This is a genomic window from Amycolatopsis heterodermiae, assembly GCF_034929455.1.
GTDB lineage: Bacteria > Actinomycetota > Actinomycetes > Mycobacteriales > Pseudonocardiaceae > Amycolatopsis > Amycolatopsis heterodermiae.
This window is the reverse complement of sequence record NZ_JAYFSI010000009.1, coordinates 117,855-138,015: the sequence shown is the minus strand read 5'-3', so window position 1 is coordinate 138,015 and position 20,161 is coordinate 117,855. Positions and strand designations below refer to the sequence as shown.

Genomic DNA, 20,161 nt, shown 5'->3' with positions numbered 1-20,161 from the left:
AGGCCCAGTGCCACTGCTGCGTTCGGCGTAACAAACGCCTGGTGCGACGAGACGCCACCGGAGGGGTTGCGGCGTTCGGCGCAGCGGGCCGCGGCCGATTCAGGCGCCGGCCGGGGGTTGCGTTCGGGGTGCTGTTGTCAATTCCGCACAGTCCGAGCGCACCCAGCCGCGCCCGCGGTCAGGCGCCGGAGCCGGACGGCCAGCGGACGTGCTCTTCGTAGTCCGGGTGCTTCCGGAGGTAGCCGGCGATGAACGGGCACACCGGCACGATCGTCCGGCCCTTCGCGACGACGTCGTCCAGCGCGCCCGCCGCCAGGACCTTGCCCAGGCCCTGCCCGGCGAAGGCGTCGTCGATCTCCGTGTGGGTGAACACGGTCAGCTCGCCGCGCTGGTCGTACGCCGCGAAGCCCGCCAGCTTCTCGTCCGACCACACTTCGTAACGGCTCTCCGCCGGGTTGTCGATCACCTTGCTCATGCGCACTCCTTCGGTGTGTGCGGGGTGAACACCGGACGGCCGCCGGACCTTCCCCCATCGAGCGATGGACGGACCCAGGCCGTGAAGGCGCACTGGGCCGCCCGGGGGACGCACCCTGCTCGTTCGTGTGCAACCCGGCCGATCCCCTTGGCTCGCCCTGCCGCGTTTGGTTGCCTCACTGGAGTATGCGGGGCTTCGCCCCGAGCCGGGGGCTCCGCCACCCGGACCCCCGAAGTCAGTGGCGGAAACCGCCGTAGCCGCAACGGAAAGGCCTCACCCGCGTGCCGCAGCAGCCGTTCGTCCTCCCCGAGTTCTACATGCCCTACCCGGCGCGGCTGAACCCGCACCTCGAGGGCGCCCGCGAGCACAGCAAGGCCTGGGCGTACGCGATGGACATGATCGACGTCCCGCAGCACGGCACGGTGATCTGGGACGAGCACGACCTCGACTCCCACGACTACGCGCTGCTCTGCGCCTACACCCACCCGGACGCCGGCGCCGAAGAGCTCGACCTGATCACCGACTGGTACGTGTGGGTCTTCTACTTCGACGACCACTTCCTCGAGCTGTACAAGCGCACGGGTGACATCGAGAGCGCACGCACGTACCTCGACCGGCTCGACCTGTTCATGCCGCGCGAAGGCGCGATCACCGACACCCCGGAGAACCCGGTCGAACGCGGCCTGACCGACCTCTGGAACCGGACGATCCCGCACCGCTCCGACGGCTGGCGGCGCCGGTTCATCGAAAGCACGAAGGCGCTGCTCGAAGAGTCGCTCTGGGAACTGGCCAACATCAACGAAGGCCGCCTTTCCAACCCGATCGAGTACATCGAGATGCGCCGGAAGGTCGGCGGCGCGCCGTGGTCGGCGAACCTCGTCGAGCACTCGGTGCACGCCGAGGTGCCGGACGAGATCGCCGCGTCCCGGCCGATGGAGGTGCTGCGCGACTGCTTCGCCGACAGCGTCCACCTGCGCAACGACCTGTTCTCCTACCAGCGTGAGGTCGAGGACGAAGGCGAGCTGTCCAACGGCGTCCTCGTGTTCGAGAAGTTCCTGGACCTGACGACGCAGGAGGCGGCCGAGGCCGTCAACGACCTGATCACCTCCCGGCTGCACCAGTTCGAGCACACCGCGCTGACCGAGGTCCCGGGGCTGTTCGACGAGCACGCCGTCGACCCGGCCGCGCGGCTCGCGACGTTCGCCTACGTCAAGGGCCTGCAGGACTGGCAGTCCGGCGGGCACGAGTGGCACCTGCGCTCGAGCCGGTACATGAACGAAGGCGCGCTCGAGTCCCGCGGCGGCCCGGAGCTGGGCACGGCCACCGGGCTCGGGACGTCGGCCGCGCGCATCTTCTCATCGGTGCTCGCGACCGCGCCGCAGCGGCTGCGGTCGTACTCGAGCACGCCGTTCCGCACGGTGCAGGTCCAGCGGCCGCCGGTCGAGCTGCCGTTCCCGCTGCGGCTGAGCCCGCACCTGGACGCGTGCCGCGTCCGCAACGTCGACTGGGCGCGGCGGATGGGTTTCCTCGACGGCGTCGTGTGGGACGAGCGGAAGCTGCGCGCCACCGACCTCCCGCTGTGCGCGGCCGGCATTCACCCGGACGCCGAGCCCGACCAGCTCGACGTCACCAGTGACTGGCTGACCTGGGGCACGTTCGCCGACGACTACTACCCGATCGTGTTCGGCGCGACCCGCGACCTCGCCGGGGCGAAGGCGTGCAACGCGCGGCTGTCGCTGTTCATGCCGGTGGACGGCGAACCCACGCCGTCGCCGACGAACGCGCTGGAGGTGGGGCTGGCCGACGTCTGGCTGCGCACCACCGACGGGATGGCGCCCGAAAACCGCCGCGCGGTGCGGAAAGCCGTCGACTCGATGACGTCGAGCTGGCTGTGGGAACTGGTCAACCAGGCGCAGAACCGCATCCCGGACCCGATCGACTACATCGAGATGCGGCGCCGGACGTTCGGCTCGGACCTCACGATGAGCCTGTCGCGCTTCTCGCACGGCCGCGCGGTGCCGCCGGAGCTGTACCGCACGCGGCCGGTGCAGGCGATCGAGCACGCGGCAACGGACTTCGCGTGCCTGGTCAACGACGTGTTCTCCTACCGCAAGGAGATCGAGTACGAGGGCGAGCTGCACAACGCGGTCCTGGTCGTGCAGAACTTCCTCGACTGCTCCGAGGAACGCGCGTTCGGCGTGGTCGAGGACCTGATCAAGGCGCGCCTGGCGGAGTTCAAGCACGCGGCGGCGATCGAGCTGCCGGCGCTGTTCCGCGACTACGGGGTCGCCCCGGACGTCCAGGAGATGCTGCTGGAGTACGTCGAGGAGTTCCGCGACTGGATGGCGGGCATCGTCCACTGGCACGAGAACGTGGGCCGCTACACCGAGCGCGAGCTGAACTACCACCCGATGGCGGCCACGGCGCTGCGCGGCCCGACGGGCATCGGCACGTCGTCCCTGCGCATCTCCGACCTCCTCCCGACCGGGCGGTGACGTGCCGGGCTCCCCGACGACGAAACAGTGCGAAATCGCCCGGCTGCTGCGCGCGATCGGCCTGCACCACGAAGCCGAGCAGGCGCTCCGCACGGACCTCCGGGCCCGCCTGCGCCGCGGCCGCCGCCGCCTCAAAGTCCGCCTGATCCGCTCGTCCCGAAGACTCCGCCGCCAAGTCCGGGTGTGACGGAAACGCCAACTCGCGTGATTCCCGAGTCGGCTCGCGTGTCTGGAGGGTCGACACGGCGTCGCCGGCTCCGCGCCGCCGTGTCGACCCTTCAATCACGCGTGTCGACCCTCTGATCACGGGTGCCGGCGCCTCGATCACGCCGGTGGCGTCGTTCGTGCCACTCCGCCGGGCATTTGGCCGCCGAGAAGGTGATACTCAAGGACGTGAGCGGCTTCAACCTGCGTTTCCTCGGCCATTCGACGGTCCGGCTCGAACTCGGTGACCGGGTCGTCCTCACCGATCCGGTGCTCACCGCCCGGGTCGGCGGGCTGACCCGGGTCGTGCCACCGCCCGAACCGGCCGCGTACGGCGGCGTTGATCTCGTGCTGCTGTCGCACCTGCACGGTGACCACCTGCACGTGCCGTCGCTGAAGCTCGTCGGCCGGCGCACCCGGATCGTGGTGCCGCGCGGGGCCGGGAGCTGGCTCGCGAAGAAGGGCTTCACGGCTGTCGAGGAGATCGCCCCCGGGGAAACCCTCACCGACGGCGGGCTGACCATCACCGCGACCGAGGCCGTCCACTCCGGACACCGGTGGGGCCCGCGCCTCACCCACGGACCGCAGAGCCCGGCCATCGGCCACCTCGTCCGGAGCGACCACGGCACGAGCGTCTACAACGCCGGCGACACCGACCTCTTCGACGGGATGGCCGCGTTCGGCCCGGTCGACGTCGCCCTGCTGCCCGTCTGGGGCTGGGGTCCGAACCTCGGCCCCGGCCACCTGAACCCCGCTCGCGCCGCCGAGGCGGCCGGGGTGCTGCAGGCCCGCGCGGTCGTGCCGGTGCACTGGGGCACGCTCGCCGTCCCCGGGCTGAAGCGCACCGCGCGGATGCGGCGGCTGCTGGCCGACCCGCCACGGGAGTTCGCCGCCCACGTGGCCGCCGCGAAGATCGCCACCGACGTCCTGTTCACCGAGCCCGGCGCCGACGTCGTGCTCCCCGCCTCGACGGACCGGGCGTGAACTGGACCGACCCGGCGGCCATCGGGTACCCGGCGCTGTTCGGCGGCGTGCTGCTCGGCTCGATCATCCCGATCGTGCCGACCGGCGCGGTGGTCGGCGCCGCGGCGGCCGTCGCCACGACCACCGACCACCTGTCCCTGCCGCTGGTGATCGTCCTGGCCACGCTCGGCGCGTTCGTCGGCGACGTCGTCACGTTCGGCGTTCCGCGCCTGGGCAGCGAAGCGGCGTTCCGCTGGATCAGCCGCCGCCAGCCCGCCGAACGGCTCGAAAAGGCCCGCGAGCAGTTCACCCGGCGCGGCTGGCAGATCGTCGTGATCGGCCGGCTCGTCCCGGCCGGCCGGATCCCAGTGCTGCTAGCGGCGGCCGCGCTGAGCTACCCGTGGCGGCGGCTGGTGCCCGCCGCGCTCGTCGCGTGCGTGCTCTGGGCGGTGGCCTACAGCCTGCTCGGCATCGTCAGCGGGGGCATCTTCGACTCACCGCTCATCGCGACGCTGCTGGCGACGGTGCTGGTCCTGCTGGTCACCGTGCTGCTGAACCTGATCGCCCGCTGGCGGCGTAACAAGGCCGAGGCGAAAGAGAAGACGGGAGACCGAGCTTGACGACGACCGCGCCGAAGGGCCGGCTGCTGCGGGGTGGCCGGGTCGTCGCCCGCGTCCTGCTGGTGTGGGCGGCGGTGACCGGCGCGCTGCGCCTGCTCGACGTCCTGCTGTCCGGGTTCCGGATGACGCACTGGTGGCAGCCGACGGTGTGCGCGCTGCTGCTCGGGCTGCTGGTGGCGTTTGTCTGGCCGCTGGTCATGCGGATCGCCTACCCGCTCGCATTCGTCACCTTCGGCCTCTTCGGGTTCCTGCTGCTCGGCGCGGGCACGCTCGCGGTGTTCAAGACCGTGCCCGGCGTCGAGATCGTCGGCTTCCGGACGGCGGTGATCGTCACCGTCGCCATGGCCGGGGTCGGCGCCCTCATTTCCAGCCTCCTCGCGATCGACGAGGACGAGATCTTCTTCCGCCGCGCCAACCGCCGTCGCCGCCGGCACGCCGCCGAGCCCGGCGACGCCGAGCTGCCGCCGGGTGTGCTGTTCCTGCAGATCGACGGCCTCGGGTACGACACCGTCCGCCGCGCGATCCGCGACGGCGACATGCCGACGTTCGCCGCGTGGCTCGCCGAGGACAGCCACGCGCTGACGCAGTGGCACACCGACTGGAGCTCCCAGACCGGCGCGAGCGTCTGCGGCATCCTGCACGGCTCCAACCACGACATCCTCGGGTTCCGCTGGTACGAAAAGGACCGCGACCACGTGATGGCGTGCGCGCACCCGACCGACGCGGCCGAGATCGAACGGCGTCACTCCGACGGCCGCGGTCTGCTGTCGGGCGACGGCGCGAGCCGCGGCAACCTGTTCTCCGGCGACGCCGACCACGTCAGCCTCACCATGAGCTCGATCCCCGTGCTGGTGCCGAAGGGCCTGCGCCACCGCCACCGCGACCGCCTCGGCGCGGGCTACTACGCCTACTTCGCGAACCCGATCAACGCGCTGCGCACGCTCGTCGTCGCCCTGGTCGACGTCTTCCGCGAGATCAGCGCCTCGGTCCGCCAGCGCCGCGCCGGCGTCGTGCCGCGGATCCCGCGCGGCGGCTGGTACCCGCTGGCCCGGCCGGGCACGACGGTGATCGCGCGCGACGTCGTCGTTTCGGCCATCCTCGGCGACATGCTGGCCGGGCGCCCGGTCGTCTACGCGGACTTCCTCGGCTACGACGAGGTCGCGCACCACTCCGGCATCGAGCGGTTCGACACGCTGTCGGTGCTGCGCTCGATCGACCAGCAGATCGCGCGGCTGCACCGGGCCAGCCGGCTGGCGCCGCGCCGCTACCACGTCGTCGCGCTGTCGGACCACGGCCAGACCCAGGGCCAGGCGTTCTCGCAGCGCTTCGGCGAGACGATCGAGGCGTACGTCGGCCGGCTGTGCGGCGGCTCGCCGTCACCGGCCGGCGACAAGCGACGGCAGGCCGAGAGCTGGCAGATCAACGCCGCGCTGGCCGAGGCCACCAAGGGCGGCGGCCTGATCGCCCGCCGGCTGCGGGGCCGCGTCGAGAACGCCGAGGCCGGGGGCAACCGGCCGCGCACCGAGTCCGGCTCGCCCGGGGCGGTCACGCGGGTGGCGCCGGGGGTGGTGGCGGTCGTCTCCGGGCACACCGCGATGGTGTCGTTCACCGAGCACGAGGGCCGCGTCGAGCTGGAGACGATCGAGCGCGAGTTCCCCGACCTGCTGCCGTCGCTGGTGGACCACCCGGGTGTCGGGTTCCTGCTGGTGCGCAGCCGCGAGTTCGGCCCGGTGGTGCTGGGCCGCGACGGCCTGCACCGGCTCGCCACCGGCGTCGTCATCGGCGAGGACCCGCTGCTGCGCTACGGCCCGCACGCCGCGGACCTGGTCCGCCGCGTCGACACGTTCCCGCACTGCGCCGATGTGATGATCAACAGCAACTACGACCCGGAGACGGACCAGTCGTCGCCGTTCGAGACGCACGTCGGCTCGCACGGCGGTCTCGGCGGCCCGCAGCAGCGCGGGTTCGTCGTGCACCCGCGTGAGTTCCCGCCGCCCGGCGAGGTCGTCGGCGCGGAGGCCCTGCACCGCGTGTTCCGCGGCTGGCTGACGCACCTGGGCCATCCTGCGCCCGACCCCGCTCCCGTGGAATCCGCCGTTTCGGAGGTTGTTTCGTGAAGTTGACGGTCTACGGCGCTTCCTGGTGCCCGGACGTGAAGCGCAGCCGCGCGCTGCTCGACCGCGAAGGCGTCGAGTACTCCTATGTGGACGTCGAAGAGGACGCGGACGCCGAGCAGCGGGTCCGCGCGTTGCAGGACGGCGAACGCCGGATTCCCACGATCGTGTGGGACGACGGCACCTTCCTGGTCGAGCCGTCGGACGCCGAGTTGAGCGCGCGGCTGTGAAACTGTTGCGGGAGTTGCCGATCGGCACGCGGGTCGTGGTGCGGTACCGGATCGAGGGCGGGTTCACCGACGCGCTCGGCCCGCTGGTCGCGCGCGACGCAACGACGTGCACGGTGGAGACCCGGCGCGGCCCGGTCGTGGTGGACTTCGACGCCGTCGCCCTGGCCAAGCCGGTACCGCCGGCGCCGGTGCGGAAATCGGCTGGCGGCGCGCCCCCGGCTTTGTGACGATCAAGCCATGACGAGCTTCGACGACCTGGTGGCCGAGGCCGACGCGGTGCCGGTCGACGGCTGGGACTTCTCGTGGCTCGACGGCCGGGCTTCGGAGCAGCGCCCGTCGTGGGGCTACCAGCGGCTGCTGGGCGAACGCCTCGGCGGCGTCCACGCGGCCCTCGACCTGGAAACCGGCGGCGGCGAGGTGCTGAACGGCTGTCCGTCCCTGCCGCCGCTGATGGCCGCGACGGAGTCGTGGCCGCCGAACGTCGCCGTCGCGTCGGAGTTGCTGCGGCCACGGGGAGTCGTGGTGGTGGCGAGCGCGGACGAGCCGCCGCTGCCGTTCGCGGACGGGCTGTTCGACCTCGTCTCCAGCCGCCACCCGGTGCGGACGTGGTGGGCCGAGATCGCCCGCGTCCTGCGCCCGGGCGGCACGTACTTCTCCCAGCAGGTCGGCCCGGCGAGCGTGTTCGAGCTGATCGAATTCTTCCGCGGCCCGCAACCCGCGTCAGCGCGCGAAAGCCGGCACCCGGACCACGCCGTCGCAGCGGCGGCGGAGGCCGGCCTCGAGGTCGTCGACCTGCGCTCGGAGTCGCTGCGCACCGAGTTCCACGACATCGGCGCGGTGGTCTACTTCCTGCGCAAGGTGATCTGGATGGTCCCGGGCTTCACGGTCGAGCAGTACCGCCCGCGGCTGCGGGAGCTGCACGACCTCATCGAGCGCGACGGCCCCTTCCTCGCCCACACCACCCGGTTCCTGATCGAGGCTAGGAAGCCCTGACGATCGCCGCCTCCACGCCGTCCAGCAGCAGCTCCAGCCCGGCCTCGAACGCCAGCCGCGCTTCGCGTTCCAGGTAGGGCTCGCCGGCTGGGACCGCGGCCATGTCCGCGCCGAGGGCCGACACCGTCGGGAACCGGGCCGGGAGGTCCGGGACCAGCTCGCCGAGCAACGCCGACCGGGCGTACCACCAGTCCTCTTCGGACTGGCCCGTCTCGCGCGACGCCTGACGGGACTCCGCCGCCGACTGGACCGAGCCGCGCACGACGTTGAACAGCGCCGACACCACCCAGCGCACGCGCGGCAGCGGCAGGCCCGTCTCGGCCAGGACGCGCAGCAGCGTCTCCTGCACGTGGAACTCCCCCGGCCCGAGCACCGGGCGTGCCGGGGAGACCTGCAGCAGCCACGGGTGCCGCAGGTGCAGGTCCCACAGCTCGTCGGCCAGCGCCAGCGCCACCGCCCGCCAGCTTCTGTCGGGCGCGAACTCGCCCGGCAGCTCGCCGAGCGTCCGGTCGTACATCAGGTCGACGAGCTCGGTCTTGCCCGGCACGTACGTGTAGAGCGCCATCGCCGTGCGCCCGAGCCGTTCGCCGACCGAGCGCATGGACAGCGCCCCCATGCCGTCGGCGTCGGCGATCTCGATCGCCGCGGCGACGATCGCCTCGACGCTCAGGCCCGGCTTGGGCCCCGGGCCGGTGCGCGGTGCGCCGACGCGCGGGCCCCACAGCAGCTCCATGGACCGCCGGGCGTCGCCCTGACCGGCGAAGACGACCACCTTGCCGACTCCTTACAGCCTAAAGTAATGTAACCTGGATCATCACTTTACAGCCTAAACTATCGAGAAGGACGGTATGACCTCACCCAGGCGGGCCGCCGACACCCACGACGTGATCGAGGTCCGGGGGGCCCGGGAGAACAACCTCACCGGCATCGACCTGGACATCCCGAAACGCCGCCTGACGGTGTTCACGGGCGTGTCCGGCTCCGGCAAGTCGTCCCTCGTCTTCGGCACCATCGCGGCCGAGTCCCAGCGCATGATCAACGAGACCTACAGCGCGTTCCTCCAATCGTTCATGCCCAACCTTTCGCGCCCGGACGTCGACCTGCTCGAGAACCTCAGCGCCGCCATCGTCGTCGACCAGGAGCGGATGGGGGCCAACTCCCGCTCGACCGTCGGCACCGCAACGGACGCGCACACCATGCTGCGGATCGCCTTCTCCCGGCTCGGTGAACCGCACGTCGGCACGTCCGGCGCGTTCAGCTTCAACCTGCCCGAGGGCATGTGCCCGGCCTGCGAGGGCCTCGGCCGGGTGTCCGACCTCGACGTCACCGCGCTGCTCGACTTCGACAGGTCCTTGAACGACGGCGCGATCCTGGTGCCCGGCTTCACCCCGGACAACTGGTACGTGCAGACCTACCTCGTGTCCGGCTTCTTCGACCCGGACGCCAAGATCCGCGACTACACCCCGCAGCAGCTCGACGACCTGCTCCACAAGGACTCCTGCAAGGTGAAGCTCAGCAAGACCAACGTCACCTACGAGGGTCTCGCGCTCAAGGTCAAACGGCTCTACCTCCAAAAAGACAGGGAGTCGCTCCAACCGCGTCTCCGTGCGTTCGTCGACAAGGCGGCCACCTTCAGCACCTGCGCCGCGTGCGGCGGCGCCCGGCTCAACCAGGCCGCGCTGTCGGCAAAGATTGACGGCCGCACCATCGCCGACTGCTCGGCCATGCAGATCAGCGACCTCGCCGAGTTCGTCCGGAAGCTCGACGAGCCGTCGATCGCGCCGCTGCTGGGCAACCTGCGCGACACGCTCGACTCGCTGGTCGAGATCGGCCTCGGTTACCTCTCGCTCGACCGCGAGTCGGGCACGCTGTCCGGTGGCGAGGCCCAGCGCGTGAAGATGGTGCGCCACCTCGGTTCGAGCCTCACCGACGTCACGTACGTCTTCGACGAGCCGACCGTCGGCCTGCACCCGCACGACATCGAGCGGATGAACAACCTCCTTCTCTGCTTGCGGGACAAGGGGAACACGATCCTGGTCGTCGAGCACAAGCCGGAGACGATCCGGATCGCCGACCACGTCGTCGACCTCGGCCCCGGCGCCGGCAAGGCCGGCGGCCGGCTCTGCTACACCGGCGACCTCGACGGCCTCCGCGCGTCCGGCACGCTCACCGGCCGCCACCTCGACCACCGCGTCACGCTGCGCCCGGAGGTCCGCACGCCTGCCGGGCAGCTCCGGATCACCGGCGCGAGCCTGCACAACCTGCGTGACGTCAGCGTCGACGTCCCGCTCGGCAGGCTGACCGTGGTCACCGGGGTCGCCGGGTCCGGGAAGTCGTCGCTGATCCACGGCTCGCTGACCCACCGCGACGGTGTCGTGGTGGTCGACCAGTCGGCGATCCGCGGTTCCCGGCGGTCGAACCCGGCCACCTACACCGGCGTGCTCGACCCGATCCGGACGGCGTTCGCCAAGGCCAACGGGGTGAAGGCGAGCCTGTTCAGCGCCAACTCCGAAGGCGCGTGCCCGAAGTGCAAGGGCCTCGGGCTCGTCTACACGGACCTGGCGATGATGGCCGGCGTCGCGTCGGTCTGCGAGGAGTGCGAAGGCAAGCGGTTCACCCCGGACGTCCTGACGTACACCTTGCGGGGCAGGAACATCAGCGAGGTCCTGGCGATGCCGGTCACCGAGGCGCGCGAGTTCTTCCCGTCCGGCAACGCCCGGGCGGTGCTGAACCGCCTGGCCGACGTCGGCCTCGGCTACCTGACGCTCGGGCAGCCGCTGACGACCCTCTCCGGCGGCGAACGGCAGCGGCTGAAGCTGGCGATCCGCATGGCCGAGCACGGCTCGACGTACATCCTCGACGAGCCGACGACCGGCCTCCACCTGGCCGACGTCGACCAGCTGCTCGCGCTGCTGGACCGGATCGTCGACGCGGGCAACACGGTGATCGTCATCGAGCACCACCAGGCCGTGATGGCCCACGCCGACTGGATCATCGACCTCGGCCCCGGCGCCGGCCACGACGGCGGCCGGGTGGTCTTCGAAGGCACACCGGCGTCGCTGGTCGCCGACGCCACCACCCTGACCGCCCGCCACCTGCGCGAGTACCTGGAGAAGCGGTGACGGGCCTGCTCGAGGTGACGGCGGTCCACCGGGTGACCCCGCGCACGGTGCGGGTCACCTTCACCGGCGAGGGCTTGGACATCTTGGAGGCGTGGCCGGACCAGCAGCTGAAGCTGCTGTTCCCGCCGCCGGGACGCCCGGTGCTCCTGCCTTCCGCCGACGGCGATGTCATGCGCTGGTACCAGGCGTACCTCGCGATCCCCGCGGAGGAGCGGCCGGTGATGCGCAGCTACACGGTGCGCGACCGGCGACCGGCTCTCGCAGAAATCGACGTCGACTTCGTGCTGCACGGGGAAACCGCGGGCCCGGCCACCAGCTGGGCCCGCACGGCGGCCCCGGGTGCCGTCCTGGGCCGGTACGGGCCGGACGCCGCCTACCGCCGCTCGGTTCCCGCGGCCGACACGGTACTGCTGGCCGGGGACGAGACGGCGATCCCCGCGGTCTGGTCGTTGCTGTCCGAAGTGGACAATGCGGTGGTGTTCCTGGAGGTCCCGGACGCAGCGGAGGAGCAGCCTCTTCCAGGTGAGGTGCATTGGCTGCACCGGGACGGCGCTCCGCACGGGACGAAGCTGGTCGACGCCGTGCGCTCGGCGAAGGTCGAGGGCTCGGTGGCGGCGTGGCTGGCTGGGGAGGCGGGGATGGTCCGGGAGTTGCGCCGTCATCTGGTGGGTGAGCGGGGTGTCGACAAGGGCGCCATCGAGTTCACCGGCTACTGGCGGCGTCGGCTCACCCAGGACGATGCGCCTACGCCAGAGGACCTGGCGGACGCGGCCGAGAAGCTCGGCTGAGCGTGGCTCCGAGGCTCGCGCGGCGACATCACGCTCACCGGCTACCGGCGACGCCAGCTCACCCACGATGACGCGACTTCGCCTCAAGACGCGGCCGAAAAACTCGGCGGCAGCTGGACGGGGCTCCACAGCCGACGGGGCGCCATTAAGCTCACCCGGTACCAGCGGCGCCAGCTCACCCAAGTCGACTAGCCCACGCCCGAAGACCTGACGCACGCGGCCGAGAAGCTCGACGACGGCTGAACGGGGCCCCACGGCCGACGGGGCGCCATCAAGTTCACCGGCTGCTAGCGGCACAGACCCAGCCTGGACGATGCGCCCACACCTGAGGATCTGGCGGACGCCGCGGAGAAACCCGGCCGAGCGGCGCTCCACGGATGGCGCGGCGGCATCAAGCTCACCGGCTACGGGCAGCGTCAGCTCACCCAGGACGACGCGACTACGCCCGAGGATCTGGCGGACGCCGCCGAAAAGCTCGGCTGAGCGGGGCCCCACGGCTGGCACGGGGACATCACGTTCACCGGGCACCGTCGACGCCAGCTCGCCCACCACGACGCGGCCACGCCCGGAGGCATGGCGGGCGCTGCTGAGAAGCTCGGCGGTGGCTGGCCGAGGGCGCGTCTCCGGGCGGTGGCGGGTGGTCCTGTCTGCGGTGACAGTCTCACTTGAGGTTTGGTGCGCCGGGTTGCCTTGGTCGGCGATGGCGTCCGAGTGCCGTATGGAGGCTGGCCGTGGGGTGCCGGGGATGAGCCCGGTGACCGGAAGGGCGGCGGCCGGTGGGAGGGCGGTGGCAGACTCCTCCTGGTGCGTGCGGAAACTGCGGCGGCATTGGCCTCGTCGGGGATTGACCCGGCGTCCGTTGTGGTCGCCGAAGATGTTGGTGGGGGTACCTACAACACCGCCACGCGGCTGACGCTTGCCGATGGCAGGCGGCTCGTGCTCAAGGTCGCGCCGGGCGCCGCTGGGCTGGCTTACGAGCATGACCTGCTCGCTACCGAGGCCGAGTACTACCGGCTCGCCTCGGGGCCGCTGCCGTCCGTTGTCGGTGCCGGGTCGGGGTTTCTGCTGATGACGGAGCTGCCCGGCACGAACTGGGACGTTGCCGACGTCGATCGGGCTCGGCTTAGAGGAGAGCTGGGGGCGATCGTGGCGCGGCTGCACGGCGTGACGGGTGAGACGTTCGGCTATCCGCAGGATCCGCCGCACCGGACGTGGGCCTCGGCGTTCACCGCCATGACGGACGCGGTGCTCGCGGACGCCCTGCACTACGACGTCCGGCTGCCGCGGCCGGCTGCCGAGATCGCCCACCTCGTCCGCCGCCACGGGCCGCTTCTGGATCTGGTGACGACGCCGGTGCTGGTGCACTTCGATCTGTGGCCCGGCAACATCCTCGTCGACGGCGAGCACGTCAGTGGGATCATCGACGCCGAGCGGGCGTTCTGGGGCGACCCGGTGGCCGAGTTCGTTTCGCTGACGTTGTTCCGCGATCTGGACCAAGAACTGGTTGACGCCTATCGCGCGGCGGGTGGACCGGCGCCGTTCGATCCAGCCGCCGCGCGGCGGCTTGCGCTGTACCGGGTCTACCTGGATCTGATCATGCTCGTGGAAATGGTGCCACGGCAGGACACCGACGCGGGCCGCGCCGAGTTCCTCGCCGGCCACCTGGCCGCGGATCTCGACGCGGCGCAGCGAGCGCTCTGACCAGGCGCGGCGCAGGAACCGGAACACACGAATCGTCGTCACGCATTCCACGTTACCGAACACGTGTGCGAACACCATCGCTAAATCGGGTGATCCACACAAGCACGACAGGAACGCGAATTTCGTTGCGGCACAAGCGAATCAGCAGCGTGAGCCCGACAAGAAGCCCCCGAATTCCAGGCTACCGGTGAGCACCGACAAAACCGGGAATCGTCACCACGTGACCGGTAGCGAATGGACGCCGTAGACCAGCATGTCGTGCTTGAACTTCAGCTCCTCCACCGGAACCGCCAGCCGCAGTGAGGGAATCCTGCGGTACAGCGTGCCGTAGACCACCTGCAGCTCGACCCGGGCCAGCGTCTGGCCGAGGCACTGGTGCACGCCGTAGCCGAAGGCCACGTGGTGGCGGGCTCCGCGCGTCACGTCCAGCTCGTCCGGGGAGTCGAACACCGAGTCGTCGCGGTTCGCGACGTCCGAGGCGCCGATGATGCCGTCGCCCGCGTGAATGGTCTGGCCACCCAGTTCGAAGTCTTCGACGGCGACCCGGCGGCGGCCCGAGTGCGTGATGTTCAGGTACCGCAACAACTCTTCGACCGCGCTGCGCAGCAACTCGGGATCACCGTCACGGACCAGGTCCAGCTGAGCGGGGTTCTCCAGCAGCGCCACCGTGCCTAGGGCGATCATGTTCGCCGTCGTCTCGTGGCCCGCCACCAAGAGCAACTGACCCATCCCGGCGATCTGCTCCGCCGTCATCGTGCCCAGCTGGGAAACCGCCAGGCGGCTCAGGACGTCGTCGCCCGGCGCGACCGCTTTCCGCTCCACCAGGCGGGAAAGGTAGGCCAGCAGCTCGTCGGTGGCCTTCACCGCCTCCTCGGGCGTCGCGTCCATCGCGATCATCACCTTGGTGATGTCCTGGAAGAACGCGCGGTCCTCGTACGGCACCCCGAGCAGCTCGCAGATCACCAGCGACGGCACCGGCAGCGCGAACGACGGCACGAGGTCGGCCGGGTTGGGGCCGGCCAGCAGGTCGTCGATCAGGTCGTCGACGATCTTCTGGATGGCCGGGCGCAGCGCCTCCATCTTCTTGACCAGGAAGTCGCCGGTCAGCAGCTTGCGCTGGGCCGCGTGCTCCGCGCCGTCCATGTTGATGAACGACTTCACGCGGTTGCGGCGGGCCGCCGAAGCCGCGCTCTGGTGCGGGTAACCGGGCCGGTCGGAGTCGGCGCTCACCCGCGGGTCGCGCAGGACCGTGCGCACGTCTTCGAAGCGCGTCACCAGCCACGGCGTGCTGCCGTTCCACAGCTTGACGCGGGAAACCGGCTCGTCACGCTGCAGTTCCCCGAGCTCGGCCGGCGGGTCGAAGGGACACCGCCGGGTCATCGGAAACGCCGGCACACCGTCCGTCATGAGGACCTCCCGAAGTCGCCGCACAGTTCGGCAAAGAATTACATAGCTATGCTAAGCATCTTGCCGCGACTCCGCCACACTCCGTTCAGGCGATGGATCACTCGAACACGAGGGAGAGCAGCTCGTCGACGAACGGTTCGACCAGCTCGGCGCCGGTCCGGTGCAGCACGCTGTGGAACAGGGCGACCCGCCCGTGCGCGCCGACGAACACCACCGCGGCCGCCCGACCTGGCGAAACCCGCAGCGGATGACCGGCTTCGACGCACCGCTCGAACCCCGCGGCCAGGCCGTCGATCACGTCCAGCAGCGGGCCTTCCGCCCGCCCGTCCGGATCGGGCTGGGACGCGCCGTTCGCGAGCATCAGGCGGTAATGTCCGGGATTCTCCATGGCGAACGCGCAGTAGGCGTGGATCTGCGCCCGGATCCGGCCGACGACGTCGGCCTCGCCGTACGACTCCTCCGCGGCGCGCATGGATTCCCGCAGCCGCGTGTATTCGTGGTCCAGCAGTCCCTGCACGAGCTCCGCGCGGTCGGCGAAGTGCTGGTAGATGCTCGCCGGGGCGATGCCGACCGCGCGGGCGACACCGCGGATCGTCAGCCCGTCCTCGCCGCCGAGCTCGGCGAGCAGCCGGGCGGCAGCCGCCAGGATCTCCCCGCGCAGTCGTTCGCCTTCACCCCAGCGATTCCTGGTGCGGCCGGTTCCGGCGCTGTCCGCCACTCGGATATTCATACGCCCGGGGCCGCCACGGGTGTGTTCCGGGGGTCCCGGAATGACCATGGCGGCCCAGCACTGTCCTCAGTGGACTCAGGCGGTCAGGCTCGGGTACAGCCCGGTCAGGTCACCGGCCAGCCCCGCGCGGACGTTGCGGCTGAGGTCGTCGACGAGCACCTCGAAACGACCTTGTTCGACAGCATCGATTCCGAGGCCGGCCGCGAACGCCGGGTCGACCTTCGGGCCGTCGACGTGCTTGGCCATGTCCGTGTCCATGTACCCGACGTGCAGCGCGGTCACCCGCGTCTTCTGCGGCGCCAGTTCCAGGCGCAGCGCGTTGGTCAGCGACCAGGCCGCCGACTTCGCCGCGGAATAGGCCGCGACCTGCGGCGAGGTGAACCACGACAGCACCGAAAGGACGTTGAGCACGGCGCCGCCGCCGTTGCGCTCCAGGATCGGCGCGAACTCGCGCGTCACGGCCAGCGTGCCGAAGTAGTGCGTGTCCATCTCCAGCCGGATGTCCTCGAGGGACCCGCCCAGCGCCGACGCCCCGGTGGACGACCCGGCGTTGTTGACCAGCAGCGTGACGTCCCCGGCGACCGCGGCGGCGGCGCGGATCGACTCCGGGTCCGTGACGTCGAGCTGAAGCGGGATCACGCCCGGCAGGTCCACCGACTCCGGGTTGCGCGCGGCCGCGTAGACCTTCGCCGCTCCCCGTTCGACGAGGGCGGCCGCGAACTGACGGCCGAGCCCGCGGTTGGCCCCGGTGACCAGCGCCACCGCACCCTTGATCTCCATGTCGAGCTCCTCTCGCATCTGGCTTGCTCGTTGCAAGCTAGCTACGGCCGACAGTACGGCGTAAACTTGCTCCAAGCAAGCCAGCTCGAAGGGATCACACATGAGCCGCCGCATCACCTGGGAGGACGCCTCCTGCCCGATCGCCCGCGCCGCCGACGTCCTGGCCGAGCCGTGGACGCTGCTGATCCTGCGCAACGCCACCGCGGGCACGACCCGGTTCGAGGACTTCCGCAGCGAGCTCGGCATCGCCGACAACGTGCTGACGACCCGGCTGGGCAAGCTCGTCGACCGCGGATTGCTGACGAAGCTCCCCTATCGCGACGGCGGCCGCACCCGGCACGAGTACCGGCTCACGCAGGCCGGCTCGGACGCCTTGCCGGTGCTCCACGCCCTCGGCACGTGGGGTGACGCCCACACGGACTCGGTGAGCGCGTACGGCCCAATGCAGCTCGTCCACGTCGGCTGCGGGCAGCTGACCCGGCCGGGCGCAAGCTGCGACGCCTGCGGGAAACCGCTGGTCAGGGACGATCTGGCGTGGCGCGGCTCGTGGCTGTCCGAGGGCGAGATCCCGCTGGCCGACCCGGTCGCCTGACCCGGGCGGCGCATCCTCGTATGCACTGTGGCGCATGTCAACACTGCGAAATGGTTGGTAAATCACTACTAAACACGCGGTACGAAAGTCGGGTCACAAGCCGCGTCCGGATCCGTAAATTCGGAACCCAGCACACGCAAACCCGGCAAATTCCCCACAGCTGCCCCTACCGCGAGGAGCCGTCCCGATGTCCAGGAAGTACCTGCTGCCCGGAGCCGCTGTCGCACTGGCGATGATCGCCACCCCGATGACCGCCGCGCCTGCCTTCGCGGCCCCGGCCCAGGCCGAAGCGGCCACGATCGTCTATTACGACACCTCGGACGCCCCCACCTTCCGCGCCCAGATCAACGCCGGCGCGGCGAACTGGAACGCGGCCGTGTCGAACGTCAAGCTCGAAGAAAGCTCCTCGGGCGCCACGCTGCACTACACCGAAGGCAACGACCCGCAGGGCTCGTACGCCCAGACCGACGGCCACGGCAGCGGCACGATCTTCATCGACTACACGCAGGCCGAGCAGTACAACCAGACCCGCATCACGGCCCACGAGACCGGGCACGCGCTGGGCCTGCCGGACCACTACGAGGGCCCGTGCTCCGAGCTGATGTCGGGCGGTGGCCCCGGCCCGTCGTGCACCAACGCGAACCCGAACGCCGACGAGTCCGCTCAGGTGGAATCCCTGTGGGCCAGCGGTTTCCGCGCGGCGGCCGCCACGCCGACCCGCATCTACGAAGTGACCATGCCGGTCAAGTGACCAGCGCTTGACGTCGTCGGGGGAGGCCGCACCGGGCAGTGTCCGGTGCGGCCTTCGCACGTGACGGAAGGGTCGACACGCGTGATGGGGGAGTCGACACGCGTGATTGAAGGGTCGACACGGCGTTCAGAGGCGGGAGACCAGGCGGTCTCGGGCTACTTCGAGGTGGGTCGTCATTGCCTTGCGGGCGCCGGACGCGCTGCCGGCCACCAGGGCGTCGACGATCGTGCGGTGCTCGGCGATCGTCTGCTCGCCGAACGGCTGGTTGTAGTTCAGCCGGAAGAAGTGCAGGTGGCAGTGGGTGCGGGCGAACGCCTGCTCGACCGCGACGTTGCCGGCCAGGTGCAGGATCAGCTCGTGCAGCCGGGCGTCGTGCGCGGTCAGGGCCTTGTAGTCGCTGTACGCGTCGTCGGCCGGGGCCGCCGGGCACGTCGCCAGTTCGGCTTCCAATGCCGCGACCCGCGAGTCCGACATCGCCGCCGCCGCCAGCGCCGCGGACGGCGGCTCCAGCAGCAGCCGCAGCGCGTACATGTCGTCGACTTCCTTGCGGTTCAGCAACTCCGTGACGCGGTAGCCGCGCAACGGCAGCCGGCTGACCAGCTCCTCGGACTCCAGCCGCGCCAGTGCTTCCCGCACCGGCGTGCCGGAGACGCCGAGCTCGCGGGCGATCTCGTCGATGTTCACCCGCGCGCCCGGCTCGATGCCGTCGTTCATGATCAGCGCCCGGATCTGCTCGTAGACGCCGTCCGCCAGCACCTGCCTGTTCGGCAGTGCCTCGAGCCGTCGTCCGGAACTCACCCTGACTCCCCTCACCGGTAGTGACTACAGGCTACTGCTTGCCCAGGACCTGGGCGCTCTTCTGCGCCATCTCGGCGAAGACGTCGTCGTCGCGCTGGTGCGCGAAGTACGCCTCGAACAGCGGTCGTTCCGCGTCCTGCAGGGCCGCGCCGTTGCCGTAGACGACGGCCGGGACGAGCGAGCCGTCCTTCATCATCGTGGTGAACACCGACAGGCCGACGCCCTGGCCCTTCATCGCCGAGGCCGCCGCGTCCATCGACGCCGGGATCGACGGGAAGAACGTGCCGCTCGCGCCGGCCGCCGACTGGCACTCCGGCGAACCCATGTACGAGACCCACTTCCAGGTCAGGTCCGGGTTCTTCGTGCCGGCCCAGACGTTGTTCCCGTTCGAATTGGACAGCAGCGCGCGCTTGCCGGACGGCCCCAGCACGGTCGGCGCGATCCCGACCTTCACGCCCGGCAGCTTCGCGAACGTCCCGGCCGTCCACGAGCCCGCCGTCTCCATCGCCACCTTGCCCGAGCCGATCAGGTCGGTGTCGCTGATCGTCGCCTGGCCGCCGGTGGTGAACGTGCCGATCTTCGGCGCGAACCCGCGGTCGGTCAGCGAGCGCACCCAGCGCATCGTCCTGGCGAACACCGGGTCGTCGTACCCGAACTTCGTCGGCCAGGACTGCTTGTCGGCCAGGCGCCAGCCGGTGGTCATGGCGAACGAGCTCCACGTGGACTCGCCGATGAAGTCGCGTGAGGCGAGCTGACCGGTGCCGAAGGTCGCGACGTGGTCCTTGTCGAAGCCGGGCTGGTCGCCGCGGACGCCGTTCTTGTCGACGCTCAGGTGCGCCGCGACCTTCTCGAACGTGCCGCCGTCGTCGGGGTTCCACGTCAGGTTCGCCAGGTCCGCGGGGGTGTAGCCGGCCTTGGTGATGGTGTCGACGTTGTAGTACAGCCCGGTCGCGGACCAGTCGAGCGGCAGCGCGTACTGCTTGCCGTCGGTGAACTTCCACGCGTCGACGCCGACCGAGAACCGCTTCAGGTCGAACTTGTCGCGGGCGATGAGGTCGTCCAGCGGCAGTAGCTGGTGCTGCGAGGCGTAGGCCTGGAAGTACTGGACGCTGTTCTGGAACGCGTCGGGCGCGGTGCCCGCGACGAACCCGGCGGTCAGCTTGGTGAAGTAGTCGTCCACGTTGTACTGCGTGATCTTCACCGTGGTGCCGGGGTTGGTTTTCTCGAACGCCGACGCGCAAGTCTGGTAGGCCGCCGCCTGCTTGTCGTCCCAGGTCCACCAGTTGACCGTGTTCCCGCCGCCGCTCGCCGAGCCGCCACCGCAGGCGGCCACCAGCGCGCCCAGCGTCGCCACCAGGCCGATCGCCAAAACTCTCATCAGATCACTCCATTGTGGAT

Annotated in this window: 20 protein-coding genes; 13 read left to right on the top strand and 7 right to left on the bottom strand. The window is 70.5% G+C overall.

What is annotated here, in order from left to right:
- Window positions 1-178: 178 nt before the first annotated feature.
- On the bottom strand, window positions 179-475 hold the full coding sequence (locus VA596_RS32860; RefSeq protein WP_323332103.1) for a GNAT family N-acetyltransferase: 297 nt from the start codon (window positions 473-475) through the stop codon (window positions 179-181).
- Window positions 476-792: 317 nt separating this feature from the next.
- Between VA596_RS32860 and VA596_RS32855 the strand changes: the two genes are divergently transcribed.
- The 8 genes from VA596_RS32855 (at window position 793) to VA596_RS32820 (ending at window position 8,094) form a co-directional block, all read left to right on the top strand.
- Window positions 793-2,970, top strand: a complete 2,178-nt coding sequence (locus VA596_RS32855) for a terpene synthase family protein (RefSeq protein ID WP_323332494.1) — start codon at window positions 793-795, stop codon at window positions 2,968-2,970.
- A 1-nt stretch (window position 2,971) separates the two neighbouring features.
- Complete coding sequence (locus tag VA596_RS32850; RefSeq protein WP_323332102.1) at window positions 2,972-3,157, top strand: hypothetical protein; 186 nt, start codon at window positions 2,972-2,974, stop codon at window positions 3,155-3,157.
- 206 nt (window positions 3,158-3,363) lie between these two features.
- On the top strand, window positions 3,364-4,158 hold the full coding sequence (locus tag VA596_RS32845) for an MBL fold metallo-hydrolase (RefSeq protein WP_323332101.1): 795 nt from the start codon (window positions 3,364-3,366) through the stop codon (window positions 4,156-4,158).
- Window positions 4,155-4,757 carry a DedA family protein gene (locus VA596_RS32840; protein ID WP_323332100.1) on the top strand — a complete coding sequence of 201 codons (603 nt, stop codon included), beginning with the start codon at window positions 4,155-4,157 and terminating at the stop codon, window positions 4,755-4,757. The genes VA596_RS32845 and VA596_RS32840 overlap by 4 nt, the downstream gene beginning before the upstream one ends.
- Entirely contained in the window at window positions 4,754-6,874 is a 2,121-nt protein-coding gene (locus tag VA596_RS32835; protein WP_323332099.1) for a phage holin family protein, read from the top strand. The genes VA596_RS32840 and VA596_RS32835 overlap by 4 nt, the downstream gene beginning before the upstream one ends.
- Complete coding sequence (locus tag VA596_RS32830; RefSeq protein WP_323332098.1) at window positions 6,871-7,101, top strand: glutaredoxin domain-containing protein; 231 nt, start codon at window positions 6,871-6,873, stop codon at window positions 7,099-7,101. The genes VA596_RS32835 and VA596_RS32830 overlap by 4 nt, the downstream gene beginning before the upstream one ends.
- Window positions 7,098-7,328 carry a putative acetyltransferase gene (locus VA596_RS32825; RefSeq protein ID WP_323332097.1) on the top strand — a complete coding sequence of 77 codons (231 nt, stop codon included), beginning with the start codon at window positions 7,098-7,100 and terminating at the stop codon, window positions 7,326-7,328. Before VA596_RS32830 ends, VA596_RS32825 begins: the two co-directional genes overlap by 4 nt.
- A 10-nt stretch (window positions 7,329-7,338) precedes the next feature.
- Window positions 7,339-8,094: a class I SAM-dependent methyltransferase gene (locus tag VA596_RS32820; protein ID WP_323332096.1), complete on the top strand. Its 756-nt coding sequence runs from the start codon at window positions 7,339-7,341 to the stop codon at window positions 8,092-8,094.
- Here the strand turns inward: VA596_RS32820 and VA596_RS32815 are convergent.
- Complete coding sequence (locus VA596_RS32815) at window positions 8,081-8,866, bottom strand: TetR/AcrR family transcriptional regulator C-terminal domain-containing protein (protein ID WP_323332095.1); 786 nt, start codon at window positions 8,864-8,866, stop codon at window positions 8,081-8,083. The two genes, VA596_RS32820 and VA596_RS32815, sit on opposite strands and share 14 nt — an antisense overlap.
- A gap of 76 nt (window positions 8,867-8,942) precedes the next feature.
- On the opposite strand from VA596_RS32815, the gene VA596_RS32810 reads away from it, so the two are divergent.
- From VA596_RS32810 to VA596_RS32800, 3 genes are all read left to right on the top strand, one after another.
- Complete coding sequence (locus tag VA596_RS32810; RefSeq protein WP_323332094.1) at window positions 8,943-11,216, top strand: excinuclease ABC subunit UvrA; 2,274 nt, start codon at window positions 8,943-8,945, stop codon at window positions 11,214-11,216.
- Window positions 11,213-12,004: a siderophore-interacting protein gene (locus tag VA596_RS32805; RefSeq protein ID WP_323332093.1), complete on the top strand. Its 792-nt coding sequence runs from the start codon at window positions 11,213-11,215 to the stop codon at window positions 12,002-12,004. Before VA596_RS32810 ends, VA596_RS32805 begins: the two co-directional genes overlap by 4 nt.
- An 804-nt stretch (window positions 12,005-12,808) precedes the next feature.
- Entirely contained in the window at window positions 12,809-13,705 is an 897-nt protein-coding gene (locus VA596_RS32800; RefSeq protein ID WP_323332092.1) for a phosphotransferase, read from the top strand.
- A 213-nt stretch (window positions 13,706-13,918) separates the two neighbouring features.
- Here VA596_RS32800 and VA596_RS32795 read toward each other — a convergent pair whose 3' ends face one another.
- From VA596_RS32795 to VA596_RS32785, 3 genes are all read right to left on the bottom strand, one after another.
- Window positions 13,919-15,112, bottom strand: coding sequence for a cytochrome P450 (locus VA596_RS32795; RefSeq protein WP_323332091.1), 1,194 nt, complete (start codon window positions 15,110-15,112; stop codon window positions 13,919-13,921).
- Window positions 15,113-15,209: 97 nt separating this feature from the next.
- Window positions 15,210-15,773, bottom strand: a complete 564-nt coding sequence (locus VA596_RS32790; RefSeq protein ID WP_323332492.1) for a TetR/AcrR family transcriptional regulator — start codon at window positions 15,771-15,773, stop codon at window positions 15,210-15,212.
- 144 nt (window positions 15,774-15,917) lie between these two features.
- Window positions 15,918-16,622 carry an SDR family oxidoreductase gene (locus VA596_RS32785; protein WP_323332490.1) on the bottom strand — a complete coding sequence of 235 codons (705 nt, stop codon included), beginning with the start codon at window positions 16,620-16,622 and terminating at the stop codon, window positions 15,918-15,920.
- Between the two features lie 100 nt (window positions 16,623-16,722).
- Between VA596_RS32785 and VA596_RS32780 the strand changes: the two genes are divergently transcribed.
- Together VA596_RS32780 and VA596_RS32775 are read left to right on the top strand one after the other, a co-directional pair.
- Entirely contained in the window at window positions 16,723-17,214 is a 492-nt protein-coding gene (locus tag VA596_RS32780) for a winged helix-turn-helix transcriptional regulator (RefSeq protein ID WP_323332090.1), read from the top strand.
- A gap of 187 nt (window positions 17,215-17,401) precedes the next feature.
- The gene (locus VA596_RS32775) at window positions 17,402-17,965 is read left to right on the top strand and encodes a snapalysin family zinc-dependent metalloprotease (RefSeq protein WP_323332089.1); all 564 of its coding nucleotides are present in this window, start codon (window positions 17,402-17,404) and stop codon (window positions 17,963-17,965) included.
- A 126-nt stretch (window positions 17,966-18,091) separates the two neighbouring features.
- Here the strand turns inward: VA596_RS32775 and VA596_RS32770 are convergent, their stop codons facing one another.
- Window positions 18,092-18,763 carry a GntR family transcriptional regulator gene (locus VA596_RS32770; protein ID WP_323332088.1) on the bottom strand — a complete coding sequence of 224 codons (672 nt, stop codon included), beginning with the start codon at window positions 18,761-18,763 and terminating at the stop codon, window positions 18,092-18,094.
- Window positions 18,764-18,794: 31 nt separating this feature from the next.
- Entirely contained in the window at window positions 18,795-20,141 is a 1,347-nt protein-coding gene (locus tag VA596_RS32765; protein ID WP_323332087.1) for an ABC transporter substrate-binding protein, read from the bottom strand.
- Window positions 20,142-20,161 lie beyond the last annotated feature (20 nt).

Excerpts from the sequence above, each read along its gene's own strand:
- VA596_RS32860 (WP_323332103.1), bottom strand. The coding sequence starts at position 475 with ATGAGCAAGGTGATCGACAACCCGGCGGAGAGCCGTTACGAAGTGTGG.
- VA596_RS32855 (WP_323332494.1), top strand. The coding sequence starts at position 793 with ATGCCCTACCCGGCGCGGCTGAACCCGCACCTCGAGGGCGCCCGCGAG.
- VA596_RS32820 (WP_323332096.1), top strand. The coding sequence starts at position 7,339 with ATGACGAGCTTCGACGACCTGGTGGCCGAGGCCGACGCGGTGCCGGTC.
- VA596_RS32810 (WP_323332094.1), top strand. The coding sequence starts at position 8,943 with ATGACCTCACCCAGGCGGGCCGCCGACACCCACGACGTGATCGAGGTC.
- VA596_RS32795 (WP_323332091.1), bottom strand. The coding sequence starts at position 15,112 with ATGACGGACGGTGTGCCGGCGTTTCCGATGACCCGGCGGTGTCCCTTC.
- VA596_RS32785 (WP_323332490.1), bottom strand. The coding sequence starts at position 16,622 with ATGGAGATCAAGGGTGCGGTGGCGCTGGTCACCGGGGCCAACCGCGGG.
- VA596_RS32780 (WP_323332090.1), top strand. The coding sequence starts at position 16,723 with ATGAGCCGCCGCATCACCTGGGAGGACGCCTCCTGCCCGATCGCCCGC.
- VA596_RS32775 (WP_323332089.1), top strand. The coding sequence starts at position 17,402 with ATGTCCAGGAAGTACCTGCTGCCCGGAGCCGCTGTCGCACTGGCGATG.
- VA596_RS32765 (WP_323332087.1), bottom strand. The coding sequence starts at position 20,141 with ATGAGAGTTTTGGCGATCGGCCTGGTGGCGACGCTGGGCGCGCTGGTG.